Source organism: Thermoanaerobacter wiegelii Rt8.B1, assembly GCF_000147695.2.
Lineage (GTDB): Bacteria > Bacillota > Thermoanaerobacteria > Thermoanaerobacterales > Thermoanaerobacteraceae > Thermoanaerobacter > Thermoanaerobacter ethanolicus.
Window position 1 is genome coordinate 2,277,501 of the sequence record NC_015958.1, and the last position, 12,579, is coordinate 2,290,079.

At 36.4% G+C, this 12,579-nt stretch carries 24 protein-coding genes (1 of these 24 cut by a window edge); all 24 read right to left on the bottom strand.

Annotation, left to right across the window (positions count from 1 at the left end; translation table 11 throughout):
• Positions 1-622 carry the 5' portion of an energy-coupling factor transporter transmembrane component T family protein gene (locus THEWI_RS11115; protein WP_014063484.1) on the bottom strand. Its footprint begins 185 nt before the window's first position, so the window shows 622 of its 807 coding nt (coding positions 1-622); its start codon is at positions 620-622; its stop codon lies beyond the left edge, outside the window.
• Positions 615-1,475 carry an energy-coupling factor transporter ATPase gene (locus tag THEWI_RS11120; RefSeq protein ID WP_014063485.1) on the bottom strand — a complete coding sequence of 287 codons (861 nt, stop codon included), beginning with the start codon at positions 1,473-1,475 and terminating at the stop codon, positions 615-617. Before THEWI_RS11120 ends, THEWI_RS11115 begins: the two co-directional genes overlap by 8 nt.
• Complete coding sequence (locus THEWI_RS11125; protein ID WP_014063486.1) at positions 1,466-2,299, bottom strand: energy-coupling factor transporter ATPase; 834 nt, start codon at positions 2,297-2,299, stop codon at positions 1,466-1,468. The genes THEWI_RS11120 and THEWI_RS11125 overlap by 10 nt, the downstream gene beginning before the upstream one ends.
• A gap of 82 nt (positions 2,300-2,381) precedes the next feature.
• Positions 2,382-2,720, bottom strand: a complete 339-nt coding sequence (gene rplQ / locus THEWI_RS11130) for a 50S ribosomal protein L17 (RefSeq protein WP_003868588.1) — start codon at positions 2,718-2,720, stop codon at positions 2,382-2,384.
• A gap of 13 nt (positions 2,721-2,733) precedes the next feature.
• Complete coding sequence (locus THEWI_RS11135) at positions 2,734-3,681, bottom strand: DNA-directed RNA polymerase subunit alpha (protein WP_003870245.1); 948 nt, start codon at positions 3,679-3,681, stop codon at positions 2,734-2,736.
• A gap of 47 nt (positions 3,682-3,728) precedes the next feature.
• Positions 3,729-4,349, bottom strand: a complete 621-nt coding sequence (rpsD, locus tag THEWI_RS11140) for a 30S ribosomal protein S4 (protein ID WP_003870246.1) — start codon at positions 4,347-4,349, stop codon at positions 3,729-3,731.
• Between the two features lie 12 nt (positions 4,350-4,361).
• Entirely contained in the window at positions 4,362-4,754 is a 393-nt protein-coding gene (rpsK, locus tag THEWI_RS11145) for a 30S ribosomal protein S11 (RefSeq protein ID WP_003870247.1), read from the bottom strand.
• Between the two features lie 18 nt (positions 4,755-4,772).
• Entirely contained in the window at positions 4,773-5,141 is a 369-nt protein-coding gene (gene rpsM / locus THEWI_RS11150; RefSeq protein WP_003868584.1) for a 30S ribosomal protein S13, read from the bottom strand.
• Positions 5,142-5,152: 11 nt separating this feature from the next.
• Positions 5,153-5,266 carry a 50S ribosomal protein L36 gene (gene rpmJ, locus THEWI_RS11155; RefSeq protein WP_003373491.1) on the bottom strand — a complete coding sequence of 38 codons (114 nt, stop codon included), beginning with the start codon at positions 5,264-5,266 and terminating at the stop codon, positions 5,153-5,155.
• 15 nt (positions 5,267-5,281) lie between these two features.
• Positions 5,282-5,500, bottom strand: a complete 219-nt coding sequence (gene infA, locus THEWI_RS11160) for a translation initiation factor IF-1 (RefSeq protein WP_003870248.1) — start codon at positions 5,498-5,500, stop codon at positions 5,282-5,284.
• A gap of 24 nt (positions 5,501-5,524) precedes the next feature.
• Positions 5,525-5,791 carry a KOW domain-containing RNA-binding protein gene (locus THEWI_RS11165; RefSeq protein WP_003870249.1) on the bottom strand — a complete coding sequence of 89 codons (267 nt, stop codon included), beginning with the start codon at positions 5,789-5,791 and terminating at the stop codon, positions 5,525-5,527.
• A gap of 15 nt (positions 5,792-5,806) precedes the next feature.
• The gene (gene map / locus THEWI_RS11170) at positions 5,807-6,553 is read right to left on the bottom strand and encodes a type I methionyl aminopeptidase (RefSeq protein ID WP_014063487.1); all 747 of its coding nucleotides are present in this window, start codon (positions 6,551-6,553) and stop codon (positions 5,807-5,809) included.
• Positions 6,550-7,203 carry an adenylate kinase gene (locus THEWI_RS11175; RefSeq protein WP_014063488.1) on the bottom strand — a complete coding sequence of 218 codons (654 nt, stop codon included), beginning with the start codon at positions 7,201-7,203 and terminating at the stop codon, positions 6,550-6,552. The genes map and THEWI_RS11175 overlap by 4 nt, the downstream gene beginning before the upstream one ends.
• A gap of 13 nt (positions 7,204-7,216) precedes the next feature.
• A complete protein-coding gene (gene secY, locus THEWI_RS11180; RefSeq protein ID WP_014063489.1) occupies positions 7,217-8,473 on the bottom strand; it encodes a preprotein translocase subunit SecY in 1,257 nt (418 codons plus the stop codon).
• Between the two features lies 1 nt (position 8,474).
• Positions 8,475-8,918 (bottom strand): 50S ribosomal protein L15, encoded by a 444-nt coding sequence (gene rplO / locus THEWI_RS11185; RefSeq protein WP_003870253.1) that lies wholly within the window; start codon positions 8,916-8,918, stop codon positions 8,475-8,477.
• 28 nt (positions 8,919-8,946) lie between these two features.
• Positions 8,947-9,450, bottom strand: a complete 504-nt coding sequence (gene rpsE, locus THEWI_RS11190; protein ID WP_004402350.1) for a 30S ribosomal protein S5 — start codon at positions 9,448-9,450, stop codon at positions 8,947-8,949.
• Positions 9,451-9,465: 15 nt separating this feature from the next.
• On the bottom strand, positions 9,466-9,831 hold the full coding sequence (rplR, locus tag THEWI_RS11195; protein WP_012268641.1) for a 50S ribosomal protein L18: 366 nt from the start codon (positions 9,829-9,831) through the stop codon (positions 9,466-9,468).
• 11 nt (positions 9,832-9,842) lie between these two features.
• Positions 9,843-10,385, bottom strand: a complete 543-nt coding sequence (gene rplF / locus THEWI_RS11200; protein ID WP_003870255.1) for a 50S ribosomal protein L6 — start codon at positions 10,383-10,385, stop codon at positions 9,843-9,845.
• 22 nt (positions 10,386-10,407) lie between these two features.
• Entirely contained in the window at positions 10,408-10,806 is a 399-nt protein-coding gene (gene rpsH, locus THEWI_RS11205; protein WP_003868574.1) for a 30S ribosomal protein S8, read from the bottom strand.
• Positions 10,807-10,824: 18 nt separating this feature from the next.
• Entirely contained in the window at positions 10,825-11,010 is a 186-nt protein-coding gene (locus THEWI_RS11210; protein WP_003868573.1) for a type Z 30S ribosomal protein S14, read from the bottom strand.
• A gap of 16 nt (positions 11,011-11,026) precedes the next feature.
• Positions 11,027-11,566 carry a 50S ribosomal protein L5 gene (rplE, locus tag THEWI_RS11215; protein WP_003870256.1) on the bottom strand — a complete coding sequence of 180 codons (540 nt, stop codon included), beginning with the start codon at positions 11,564-11,566 and terminating at the stop codon, positions 11,027-11,029.
• A 24-nt stretch (positions 11,567-11,590) separates the two neighbouring features.
• On the bottom strand, positions 11,591-11,914 hold the full coding sequence (rplX, locus tag THEWI_RS11220; RefSeq protein ID WP_003870257.1) for a 50S ribosomal protein L24: 324 nt from the start codon (positions 11,912-11,914) through the stop codon (positions 11,591-11,593).
• Positions 11,915-11,926: 12 nt separating this feature from the next.
• Positions 11,927-12,295 carry a 50S ribosomal protein L14 gene (gene rplN / locus THEWI_RS11225; protein WP_003868570.1) on the bottom strand — a complete coding sequence of 123 codons (369 nt, stop codon included), beginning with the start codon at positions 12,293-12,295 and terminating at the stop codon, positions 11,927-11,929.
• 21 nt (positions 12,296-12,316) lie between these two features.
• On the bottom strand, positions 12,317-12,571 hold the full coding sequence (gene rpsQ, locus THEWI_RS11230; protein ID WP_003870258.1) for a 30S ribosomal protein S17: 255 nt from the start codon (positions 12,569-12,571) through the stop codon (positions 12,317-12,319).
• Between the last annotated feature and the right edge of the window lie 8 nt (positions 12,572-12,579).

The window sequence follows — 12,579 nt, forward strand, 5'->3', positions numbered from 1 at the left end:
GAGGTACTAAAAGAGGCACTAGTCCTTTTGCCCTTTTTACTATATTGCCACTTTCAAAATCGGCTCCTCTTGCCATTTGAGCTTTCATGATTTTTTCTGCTTCTTCTATTAATGTAGGTATAAATCTTAAAGCAATTGTCATCATCATTGCTAATTCATGAGCCGGTACCCCTATCCGACTAAAGGGTTTTAAAATATGCTCTATTCCATCTGTCAAAGAGATAGGAGAAGTAGTTAAAGTAAGTAGTGAAGTACCGATAATCAAAAATATGAGTCTTAACCCCATAAATACAGCTAATCGCAACCCACTAGTAGTAATTTTCAAGGGTCCTAAAGTATACAATATCGTTCCCCCAGGGGTAAAAAACATATTTAAACTCACCGTCAGTAAAAGAATTATAATAACTGGTCTTAATCCTTTTAAAATATAGCTACAAGGTATTTTTGAAATTGTTATTACCAAATAAAGGTAAAAAACTGCAAAAATGTAACCTGAAATTTTATTTATAAAGAATATGGCCACTATAAATATAAAAGTGATAATTATTTTGATTCTCGGATCCAACTTATGAACTACCGAATCACCAGGGATATATTGCCCAATAGTTATATTTCTAAACATTTTTAGTCCCCCTGAGATAACGAATTATATATTCCTTTGCTTCTTCAATTGTTAATATATCTTCTGGAATTGCTACGCCTTTTTTTTGTAATTCTCTTGCGAGAGAAGTTATTTGTGGTACCCCTAATCCCATCTTTTCCAATTTTTCGGCTTCTCTAAATACCTCTCTTGGAGTTCCAATAACTTCTATTCTTCCTTTGTTCATCACAATTATTTTATCTGCAAATCTAGCTATATCTTCCATGCTATGGGATACCAAAATTGTTATCATCTTATATTTATCGTGAATTTCTTTAATTTTGTTTAAAATCTCTTCCTTCCCCTTTGGATCAAGGCCTGCAGTAGGTTCATCTAATATCAAAATTTTAGGCTTCATCGCCAATATTCCTGCTATCGCAATCCTACGTTTTTGGCCACCTGATACTTCAAAAGGGGATTTATCTGCTAATTCTCTACTGATTCCAACAATATCCATTGCTTCATATACTCTTTTTTCAATTTCTTCTTCGCTAAGTCCCAAATTAGTAGGACCAAAGGCTATATCTTTAAAAATGGTTTCTTCAAAAAGTTGATATTCAGGATATTGAAAAACTAATCCTACTTCTTTTCGTACATCTTTCAAACTGACTTTATTGTCTGTTATATCTACTCCATTTATATATATTTTCCCTGAAGTGGGTTTTAAAAGCCCATTTAAATGTTGTATTAACGTAGATTTACCCGACCCTGTGTGCCCGATGATTCCCACGAACTCTTCATCCTGTATTTCAAAAGTAACATTATTTAAAGCAACAGTAGCATATGGCGTCCCTTCATTATACACAAAGCTTAAATTTTCTACTTTTATCGGCATAAAAATTCCACCATTTCTTCTACTGTTAAAATATCTAAAGGGACGTCAAAGCCTTCTCTCTTCAATTGGTATGCCAACTCTGTAACTTGGGGCACACTAAGGCCAATCTTTTTTAAAAGAGCAACTTCTTTAAATACTTCTTTAGGAGTACCATCTAACACTACTTTTCCATTATCCATTACAATAACTCTATCTGCATCTACTACTTCTTCCATAAAATGTGTTATGAGTATTACAGTAATCCCATCTTCTTTGTTGAGCTTTTTTATGGTAGAAATGACTTCCCTTCTTCCTATTGGGTCAAGCATTGCCGTTGGCTCATCTAAAATTATGCACTCTGGCTTCATTGCAATTATCCCAGCAATGGCAACTCTTTGCTTTTGTCCACCTGAGAGCATGTGAGGAGGATAATCTTTGTATTCCCACATACCTACCGCTTTAAGGGCGTATTCAACTCTTTCTCTTATTTCATCAGGTGGAATACCTAAATTTTCTGGGCCAAAAGCTACATCCTCTTCAACTATAGTAGCAACTATTTGATTATCTGGATTTTGAAAAACAAGCCCAGCAGTCTGTCTTATATCCCACAAATGATTTGTATCTTTGGTGTCCATTCCTTTTACTTGTACTTTTCCCTCTGTCGGCAATAAAAGTGCATTAAAGTGTTTAGCAAGTGTTGATTTACCTGACCCATTATGACCAATTATCCCTATAAACTGTCCTTTTTCAAACTGTAAATTTATATCCTTTAAAACTAGGTGTCGAGTTTGTTCTTCGGCATGATATTCAAAAGATAAATTTTGTGTAGTTATTATGTGTTCCATTAAGGACACCTTCTTTTAAGTTAAACTCCTTTATGAAAAATAGGGATTAAGTTGCAGCACCAAACTTAACCCCTTCGATTGTTTACACTAATTCAATAATTACTAATGGTGCGCCATCTCCTCTGCGAGGCCCAAGCTTTAAAATTCTCGTGTAACCACCTTGTCTGTCTTTGTATTTTGGTGCTATTTCGTCAAATAACTTCTTTACTACACTTTCATCTAAGATATAGGCTAAAGCCTGCCTTCTTGCGTGTAAATCGCCTCTTTTACCGAGAGTAATCATTTTTTCAGAAATGCTGCGAACCTCTTTTGCTCGTGCCTCTGTTGTAGTTATTCTACCATATTTCAAAAAGTCTGTGACTAAATTTCTAAGCATAGCCCTCCTCTGGTCAGAAGGACGGCCTAATTTTCTGTAACCCACCTTCAACCCTCCTTTATTCGTCTGCCTTTTTTAAGCTAAGTCCTAATGCTTCGAGTTTTTGTTTAACCTCTTCTAAAGATTTTTTACCCAAATTTCTGACCTTCATCATCTCTTCTTCTGTCTTTTGAGTGAGCTCTTGTACTGTATTTATTCCAGCTCTCTTTAAACAATTATAGGACCTAACAGACAAGTCTAATTCTTCAATTGTCATATCAAGAGGTTTCTCGACTTTTTTCTCAGGTTTGTCCACAAAAATATCTGAACTTTTGTATTCGCCAGTAAAAGATATAAACTTTTGAAAGTACTTAATCAACATATCAGAAGCCATACTAATAGCTTCTTTTGGCGTTATAGTTCCATTTGTCCATACTTCCAAAGTAAGTTTATCATAGTCTGTAACATGGCCTACACGAGTATTTTCTACATTGTAGCTTACCCTTTTTACTGGTGTAAAAATAGAATCAACTGGAATAACGCCTATCGGTTGGTTAGGCTCTTTGTTTTTATCTGAAGGCACATAACCCTTTCCCTTGACAAACACAATCTCCATATGGAGTTTACCATCATCACTTAAAGTAGCTATATGATGGTCAGGGTTTAAAATTTCTATATCAGCACTGCCTTTTATATGACCTGCAGTAACTTCTCCTTTTCCTTCTACATCTATGCGCCCTACCACCGGTTCATCTGAATGCAATTTAACTGCCACTTCTTTAAGGTTAAGTATAATTTCTACTACATCCTCTTTAACTCCTGGTAGGGTTGAAAATTCATGCAATACTCCATCTATTTTGACAGATTTAGGAGCAGCACCAGGAAGAGAGGACAAAAGTACTCTTCTTAAGGAATTCCCAAGAGTTATGCCATATCCTCTTTCTAAAGGCTCCACTACAAATTTCCCATACGTCCCATCTTCCGACTGCTCAACAATCTCTATTTTTGGTTCAATCATTTCAAACACTGTGAACCCTCCTTTTAACTGTTTTATGAGGGTAACCGATTATATCATTACTTAGAATACAACTCAACAATCAAGTGCTCTTGGATAGGTAGATCTATGTGTTCTCTTCTTGGCAATGAAACTACTCTACCTTCAAAAGCATCTTTATTGAGTTCTAACCAATCAGGTACATTTCTTGATACTTCTAAATTATTCTTTATTAATTCCATTGAACGGCTCTTTTCCCTCACAGATATTACATCTCCTGGCTTTACTAAGAAAGATGGTATATCAACTTTCTTACCATTTACTTCTATATGACCATGGCTTACCAATTGTCTCGCTTGTGGCCGAGACGCTGCAAAGCCCAACCTATACACTACATTATCAAGACGTCTTTCTAAAAGTTGTAACAAATTTTCTCCTGTGATTCCTTTCATTCTCTCTGCTTCTTCATAATATCTGACAAATTGTCTCTCTAAAACGCCATAGTACCTTTTGAGTTTTTGTTTTTCTCGTAGTTGCATGCCGTAGTTAGTGAGTTTTTTCTTTTCTTGTCCATGTTGTCCTGGTGCATATCCTCTTCTTGCAACAGGACATTTGTCTGTATAGCATTTATCTCCTTTTAAATATAATTTCATGCCTTCTCTTCTGCACAATCTGCAAGTTGGTCCTATATATCTTCCCATAATCGCACCTCCTTATACTCTTCTCCTCTTAGGTGGTCTGCAGCCATTGTGAGGAATTGGAGTCACATCTTTTATAAGACTCACTTCAAGGCCAGCAGCCTGTAAAGCCCTTATTGCTGCTTCTCTACCTGCACCAGGTCCTTTAACATAAACATCAACTGTTTTCATTCCATGATCCATTGCTGCCTTAGCTGCTGATTCTGCCGCCATTTGTGCTGCAAAGGGAGTTGATTTTCTTGAGCCTTTAAAGCCTATTGTACCAGCACTTGCCCAAGAAATTGTATTTCCAGCAGGATCCGTTATAGTCACAATGGTATTGTTAAACGTAGAATGAATATGGGCAATTCCTCTTTCTACGTGTTTTTTCTCGCGTTTTCTGCCAGCTCTTTTTACTCTTTTAGCCATTATTTCCCCTCCTTATTCTTACTTCTTCTTCTTAGCAACAGTTTTCCTTGGACCCTTTCTCGTTCTAGCATTAGTCCTTGTTCTTTGTCCTCTTACGGGTAGTCCTCTTTTATGCCTTATTCCTCTGTAGCATCCTATATCCATTAACCTTTTGATGTTCATAGCAACTTCTTTTCTTAAGTCGCCTTCAACTTTGTATTCTTTATCAATTATCTCTCTCAATCTAGAAACTTCTTCTTCTGTTAAATCCTTGACCCTTGTGTCTGGATTTACACCTGCTTTAGCAAGTATCTCATTTGAACGAGAACGGCCAATACCATATATATATGTCAAAGCTATTTCCACTCGTTTATCTCTTGGCAAGTCAACGCCTGCAATTCTCGCCATTTTCACACCTCCTAGCCTTGTTTTTGTTTATGCTTTGGATTTTCACAAATTACCATAACTCTACCTTTTCTTTTTATAACTTTACATTTTTCGCAAATAGGTTTTACAGATGGTCTCACCTTCATCTCGCACCCTCCTTATCACTTTCCACGCCATACTATTCTTCCACGACTCAAGTCATAAGGAGACAATTCTACTGTCACCCTGTCTCCTGGAAGTATTCGTATAAAATTCATTCTCAGTTTTCCGGATACATGGGCTAATACTTTATGCCCATTATCTAATTGTACTTGAAACATAGCATTTGGTAAAGCCTCTATCACTGTGCCCTCAACTTCAATAACATCATCTTTTGCCAAGGATATCCATTCCTCCTTATTGACTTAGGATTTATAAGGTTCTAAAAATTTTCTGATTTCTTCATTAGTTAATTTATCGCCCTTTTGAATTTTTTCTTTAATCTGCCAAATCACGTCATTATATCTTTGAAGGTGTTTAAACTTTTTTTTCTTAGGTTTTTCTATCTTTCGAAGGTCCCCATCAGCTACAAGAACGTGTTGGTCATCAAACTTTCCTACAACTACAAAAACTCTGCCTTTGTCGCGACCTGCTTTGCTCCTCACTACCTGACCAATTTGCAAGTCTTCCATTAATAAATTCACCTCTTATAAAATGGTCAGTATTTCTGGGTCCCCATCCGTAATAACAATAGTATTTTCGTAATGGGCTGATAAACTGCCATCAACAGTCACTACTGTCCAATTATCTTCTAATGTTCTTACTGCATAATGTCCCGCATTTACCATCGGTTCTATAGCAAGGCACATACCTCTTTTTAATCTAGGCCCTCTTCCAGGGGGACCAAAATTAGGAATCTGTGGATCTTCATGCATTTTTATACCTATCCCATGTCCAACATATTCTCTTACTACTGAAAAGCCATGACTTTCTACATAAGTTTGTATTGCGTGAGAAATATCAGATAACCTATTCCCTTCTCTCGCGTATTTTATACCCTCAAAAAAACTATTTTTTGTGACCTCAATCAATTTTCGTGCTTCTTTCGATATATCTCCAACAGGAAAAGTTCTTGCTGCATCTGCATTATACCCTTTATAGGTAGCTCCAAGGTCTATACTTATAATATCGCCTTCTTTAAGTTTTCTTAAACTTGGTATCCCATGAACTACTTCTTCGTTTATTGAAGCGCAAATACTAGCAGGAAAACCGTATAAACCTTTGAAGGCAGGTTTACAGCCATTTTTTATTATAAAGTCTTCTGCAATTCTATTAAGCTCTAACGTCGTAACTCCTGGCTTAATTGCCCTTTCTAAAACCTCAAAGAGATTTGCTATTACCTTGCCAGCTGTTCTCATCAAATCAATCTCATTTTTAGACTTGATATATATCATTTGCCTCTGTCTCCCAAAGCCTTTTTTATATCTTCAAATACTTCTTCTACCGATTTATTTCCATCAATATTCACTAAAATGTTTTTCTTTGTATAATACTCAATCAAAGGCTTAGTTTGACTTTCATAAACTTCTAGTCTTTTCACAACTGATTCTAACTTATCGTCGGAACGCTGTATAAGTTTTGTGCTACATTTGTCACATACATTGTCAACTGCAGGAGGAGAAGTCTTTATGTGATAAGTAGCACCACAATTAGGACATACTCTCCTGCCAGTAATCCTTTCTATCAAAGCATCTTTCTCAACTTTAATGTTTAGAACGCAATCAAGATAGGTTCCTTTTTGCTGCAAAAATCTATCCAATTCTTCCGCTTGTGTTACATTTCTTGGATATCCGTCTAACAAAAACCCTTTTTGGCAATCATCTTTTTCTAATCTATCTTCCACTATTTTATTCGTAACCTCATCGGGGACCAATAAGCCTTTGTCCATGTATTCTTTTGCTAGTTTCCCTAAGTCAGTATTATCTCTTAAATTTTGTCTAAAAATATCTCCTGTCGAAATATGAGGAATGTCAAACTCCTTAGCAATTTTCACAGCTTGTGTCCCTTTGCCAGCACCTGGGGGTCCTAAAAGTATTACTCTCATAAATCCTCCCCCTTTATTTCAAAAATCCTTGATAGTTCCTCATGATAAGGTGTCCCTCAATTTGTTTCATAGTATCAAGTGCCACACCAACTGCTATTAAAAGTGCTGTACCTCCAAAGTAAAGTTGTAACCCCGTTACATTCATTAAAATTACTGGCATTGTAGCAATAAATGCTAAGAATAATGCTCCTACAAAAGTAACTCTATTCAATACCCTTGTAAGATAGTCTGTAGTTGGTTTCCCTGGCCTTATTCCAGGAATAAATCCACCATATTTTTTTAAATTATCTGAGACATCTACTGGATTGAAGATTACTGCTGTATAGAAATAAGTAAATCCTATTATCAATAATATATCTAAAATATTGTATATTAGCCCACTTGTGCTAAGCCATTTTTGCACAAAGTTGTAAAATGACGACCGTGGGAAAAAGGTTGCTAATTGTTGCGGAAACTGTAATAGTGAAAGAGCGAATATAATAGGAATAACCCCTGCCATGTTTATTCTTATAGGAATGTGAGTACTTTGGCCACCATAAACTTTTCTGCCAACAACCCTTTTGGCATATTGCACCGGAATTCTTCTTTGCCCTTCTGTTGCTAGAATTATCAATACTATCATTATAAGCTCCGCAACTACAAAAGCAATAGCACCAAAAATATTAGCAGTACCTGCTTGAATATATTCACTTGTCAGATATATCATGTTAGGAATCCTAGAAATTATCCCCGCAAAAATTATTAATGAACTTCCGTTGCCTATTCCATTTTCAGTAATTTTTTCACCTAACCACATCAGAAAAGCAGTACCTGCCGTCAAAGTTATAACAATGACCGTCAAGTTAAAAAATGTAGGATTGATAACTGCACTCTTTAGCCCAATTGTCATTCCTATAGCTTGTATCAAGGCAAGTACAACTGTTAAATATCTGGTATACTGAGCAATTTTCTTTCTTCCCTCTTCCCCTTCTTTTGCCATTTGTTCAAGAGAGGGAATTGCTATTGTCAAAAGTTGCATTATAATTGAAGCGTTAATGTAAGGCACAATGCTCATGGCAAAAATCGTAAATTCTCGAAAAGCACCACCGGATATTATGTCAAAAAATCCGAACAATTGCCCTTGACCAAGTATTTGAGCAATCAGCTTTGGGTCAACTCCTGGCACAGGAATATGGGACCCTAATCTAAATATCACTAGCATTCCTAAAGTATAAAGTATCCTTTTCCTTATATCATCAACCTTCCAAGCATTGACAAGGGTTTGAAACATTTTAAATCACCTCTGCCTTTCCCCCAACGGCTTGTATTTTTTCAATGGCACTTTGACTGAATTTATGAGCCTTAACAGTGAATTTTTTGCTTAAATCTCCGTCACCTAATATCTTAACCCCATCTTTTACATCTTTAATTATACCACTTTCTATTAAAACTTCAGGAGTAATTACCGCTCCATCCTCAAACCTTTCTTCTAAAGTTCCAACATTTACAATTGCATATTCTTTTTTGAATATGTTAGTAAAACCTCTTTTTGGGAGTCTTCTTGTAAGTGGCATTTGGCCTCCTTCAAAACCCGGACGCACTCCACCGCCACTTCTTGCTTTTTGCCCTTTTTGTCCTCTGCCTGAAGTTTTACCATGGCCAGAACCTATTCCTCTTCCTACTCTTTTTCTTTCACGTCGTGCTCCTTCAGCTGGTTTTAAATCGTGCAGTCTCATCTTTGCACCTCCTATATTGCTTTTGTGTTTATTCAAACAGTTGGCTTACTGGAATTCCGCGTAATCTCGCTACTTCTTCTGCTGTTCTAAGTCTTTTTAACCCTTCAATTGTAGCATAAACCATATTAGTTGCATTAGAAGACCCAAGTGACTTAGTCAAAACGTCTTTTATGCCTGCAGACTCTAACACTGCGCGAACAGGTCCTCCTGCAATAACACCAGTACCTTCTCTGGCAGGTTTCAAGAGTACTTTTCCAGCGCCAAATTCCCCTATGACTTCATGAGGAATAGTAGTTCCTACAATTGGAACTTTAATTAAGTGTTTTTTTGCATCCTCTATAGCTTTTCTAATTGCATCTGGAATTTCTGCAGCTTTACCTCTTCCTACTCCTACATAGCCTTTATCGGCGTCTCCAACTACAACTGTGACGCTAAATCTAAAATTCTTACCGCCCTTCACAACTTTTGCAACACGATTTATGCTTACGACTCTTTCTTTTAAATCTAACTTTGTCCAATCAACTCGAGCCATTCATTTCCCTCCTTGTTAGAAATTTAATCCCGCTTGCCGTGCAGCATCAGCCAATTCTTTTACTACACCGTGATAAATATAGCCGCCCCTATCAAATACAACATCTTTTATGCCTTTTTCTAAAGCTCTCTTTGCAATCAGCTCTCCTACCAATTTAGCAGACTGCTTATTTGCTCCTTTTGCAATACCTCTAAGTTCAGGATCTAACGTAGAAGCATGGACAAGAGTATGCCCTTTAGTATCATCGATAATTTGCGCATAAATGTGTTTCAAACTTCTAAAAACATTAAGACGTGGTCTTTCTGGTGTTCCAAAAACTTTTTTTCTTACTCTTAAATGACGTCTTTTTCTTAATTCGTTCCTATTTGGTTTTGTAATCATCATCTCACCCCTTACTTCTTACCAGTTTTACCTTCTTTTAATCTCACAACTTCTCCTGCATATCTTATACCCTTGCCTTGATAAGCATCTGGTTCACGGACTCTTCTGATGTTTGCAGCAACTTGACCTACTTTTTCTTTATCGGCTCCTCTTACAATTATTTTGTTATTACCTTCTACAACAATTTCAATCCCTGGCTCTTCTTCTATTTCTACCGGATGAGAGTATCCAACATTTAACACTAATTTCTTCCCTTGTTTTGCTGCACGATATCCTATCCCTACAATCTCTAATGTTTTTTCAAAGCCTTGAGTTACGCCTTTTACCATATTTGCTATTATTGCTCTTGTAGTTCCGTGCATTGCTCTTTCTTCTTTATCGTCGCCATTTCGAGTTACAATTACTTGATTATCTTTTACTTCTATATTTACAATCGGCGGAAACTTTTTTTCTAAAGTGCCTTTTGTACCTTTTACAGTTACTACATTATCAGGACTTACTTTAACTTCTACTCCCTTTGGTATTTCTATTGGCAATCTACCAATTCTAGACACTGACCACACCTCCTTATTAAAATCACCAAATGTAGCAAATAACTTCTCCTCCAACTCCTGCTTTTCTTGCTTCTTTATCTGTCATGATTCCCTTTGATGTTGAAATAATTGCAATACCCAATCCTCCTAATACTCTTGGCAATTCATCGTGCCTTGCATATACTCTCAAACCAGGTTTGCTTATTCTTTTCAAACCAGATATAACTCTTTCTTTGTTAGGGCCATACTTTAATGTTAGTTTGAGAATACCACCTTTTCCATCGTCTATTTCTTCTACTGATTTTATAAACCCTTCTTTTAGCATAATCATTGCAATAGCCCTTTTCATGTTTGAAGCAGGTATTTCTACTGTTTCATGTCTTGCAATGTTCGCATTTCTTATTCGAGTTAGCATATCTGCTATAGGATCTGTCATTACCATTGTACTACCTCCCCTCTTTTACCAACTTGCTTTTTTAACACCTGGTATCATTCCTTGATGGGCATACTTTCTGAAGCATATACGGCACATGCCAAATTTCCTCAAGTATGCATGAGGTCTGCCACAAATTTTGCACCTATTGTATTCTCTTGTCTTGTATTTTTGAGGCTTTTGCTGCTTTACTATCAAAGCCTTTCTTGCCATATAATTTTACCCTCCTTTACTTTGCAAATGGCATACCTAAAAGTTCTAACAATCCCTTCGCTTCTTCATCGGTTTTAGCAGTTGTAACAATAATTATATCCATTCCTCTTATCTTATCTATCTTATCATAGTCAATTTCAGGAAAAATTAATTGTTCTTTGATTCCTAAAGCATAATTCCCTCTTCCATCGAAAGAATTAGGAGAAACTCCTTTGAAGTCTCTCACACGAGGCAAAGCTATATTGAAAAGTTTATCCATAAATTCATACATTCTTTCTCCGCGCAAAGTAACTTTTACTCCAATTGGCATTCCCTTACGAATTTTGAAATTTGCGATTGACCTTTTAGCTCTTGTAATAACTGGTTTTTGTCCCGCAATCATTGTCAAATCATTGACTGCTGCTTCCAGCGCCTTAGGATTTTCTTTTGCTTCACCCACACCTATATTTATAACAACTTTTTCAACTTTAGGAACCTGCATTATATTTTTATAGCCAAAACGTTCCATCAGCGCTGGCACAACTTCTTTTTCGTATTTTTCTCTCAGCCTTGACATAATGAGCCTCCTTCCTTTTTATAATTATAGCGTTTCATTGCACCTCTTGCAGTAACGTACTTTTTCGCCATTTTCAAGGACTTTTACCCCATAGCGAACTCCTCTTCCACAATTTTCACAATAGAGCATAACCTTCGAACTGTAAATTGGCGCTTCTTGGTGAATTATTCCACCTGGTTTTTGCGGATTTGTCGATTTCCTGTGTTTTGTCACAACATTAACGCCTTCCACAATTACTTTGCCTTCTTTAGGAAAGGCTTGCAATACTTTGCCTTTCTTACCTTTATCCTTACCTGAAATTACAACAACCATATCTCCTTTTTTTACGTGCAATTTATTCTGTGCCATTTTCCACCCTCCTTAAAGCACTTCAGGAGCCAAAGAAATAATTTTCATGAAGTCTTTTTCTCTCAATTCTCTTGCAACTGGTCCAAAAATACGAGTACCTCTTGGTTGTTTATCATCCCTTATAATAACCGCAGCATTATCGTCAAATCTTATATAAGTGCCATCTTTTCGAGCAATTCCTTTCTTTGTCCTTACGATTACTGCTTTAACAACTTCACCTTTTTTCACAACACCACCGGGTGTTGCACTTTTTACAGAAGCAACTATTACATCTCCTACATTTGAAAACTTTCTATTTGAACCGCCTTCCAAGCGAATACACATAATTTCTTTTGCACCTGTATTATCTGCTACTTTCAATCGAGTTTGAGGTTGAATCATTTGAGTTTACCTCCTTTCAAATTATTCAGCTCTTTTAACTATTTCAACTAATCTCCATCTTTTTTCTTTGCTAAGTGGTCTTGTTTCCATTATCTTTACTATATCTCCAACATTGCATACATTATTTTCATCGTGAACTTTGAACTTTTTAGTTCTTTTTATTGTCTTTCCATAAAGAGGATGTCTTACTCTGTCTTCTACAGCAACTACAATAGTTTTTTGCATTTTATTGCTTACTACTGTTCCAATTCTAACTTTCCTGTGACCTCTTTCCAAGTGAATGC

Coding starts and splice junctions, on each gene's coding strand:
- THEWI_RS11120 (WP_014063485.1), bottom strand. CDS start 1,475: ATGCCGATAAAAGTAGAAAATTTAAGCTTTGTGTATAATGAAGGGACG.
- THEWI_RS11125 (WP_014063486.1), bottom strand. CDS start 2,299: ATGGAACACATAATAACTACACAAAATTTATCTTTTGAATATCATGCC.
- rpsD (WP_003870246.1), bottom strand. CDS start 4,349: ATGGGAAGATATATAGGACCAACTTGCAGATTGTGCAGAAGAGAAGGC.
- rpsK (WP_003870247.1), bottom strand. CDS start 4,754: ATGGCTAAAAGAGTAAAAAGAGCTGGCAGAAAACGCGAGAAAAAACAC.
- rpsM (WP_003868584.1), bottom strand. CDS start 5,141: ATGGCGAGAATTGCAGGCGTTGACTTGCCAAGAGATAAACGAGTGGAA.
- rpmJ (WP_003373491.1), bottom strand. CDS start 5,266: ATGAAGGTGAGACCATCTGTAAAACCTATTTGCGAAAAATGTAAAGTT.
- THEWI_RS11165 (WP_003870249.1), bottom strand. CDS start 5,791: ATGGAAGACTTGCAAATTGGTCAGGTAGTGAGGAGCAAAGCAGGTCGC.
- map (WP_014063487.1), bottom strand. CDS start 6,553: ATGATATATATCAAGTCTAAAAATGAGATTGATTTGATGAGAACAGCT.
- THEWI_RS11175 (WP_014063488.1), bottom strand. CDS start 7,203: ATGAGAGTAATACTTTTAGGACCCCCAGGTGCTGGCAAAGGGACACAA.
- secY (WP_014063489.1), bottom strand. CDS start 8,473: ATGTTTCAAACCCTTGTCAATGCTTGGAAGGTTGATGATATAAGGAAA.
- rplO (WP_003870253.1), bottom strand. CDS start 8,918: ATGAGACTGCACGATTTAAAACCAGCTGAAGGAGCACGACGTGAAAGA.
- rpsE (WP_004402350.1), bottom strand. CDS start 9,450: ATGGCTCGAGTTGATTGGACAAAGTTAGATTTAAAAGAAAGAGTCGTA.
- rplR (WP_012268641.1), bottom strand. CDS start 9,831: ATGATTACAAAACCAAATAGGAACGAATTAAGAAAAAGACGTCATTTA.
- rpsH (WP_003868574.1), bottom strand. CDS start 10,806: ATGGTAATGACAGATCCTATAGCAGATATGCTAACTCGAATAAGAAAT.
- THEWI_RS11210 (WP_003868573.1), bottom strand. CDS start 11,010: ATGGCAAGAAAGGCTTTGATAGTAAAGCAGCAAAAGCCTCAAAAATAC.
- rplE (WP_003870256.1), bottom strand. CDS start 11,566: ATGTCAAGGCTGAGAGAAAAATACGAAAAAGAAGTTGTGCCAGCGCTG.
- rplX (WP_003870257.1), bottom strand. CDS start 11,914: ATGGCACAGAATAAATTGCACGTAAAAAAAGGAGATATGGTTGTTGTA.
- rplN (WP_003868570.1), bottom strand. CDS start 12,295: ATGATTCAACCTCAAACTCGATTGAAAGTAGCAGATAATACAGGTGCA.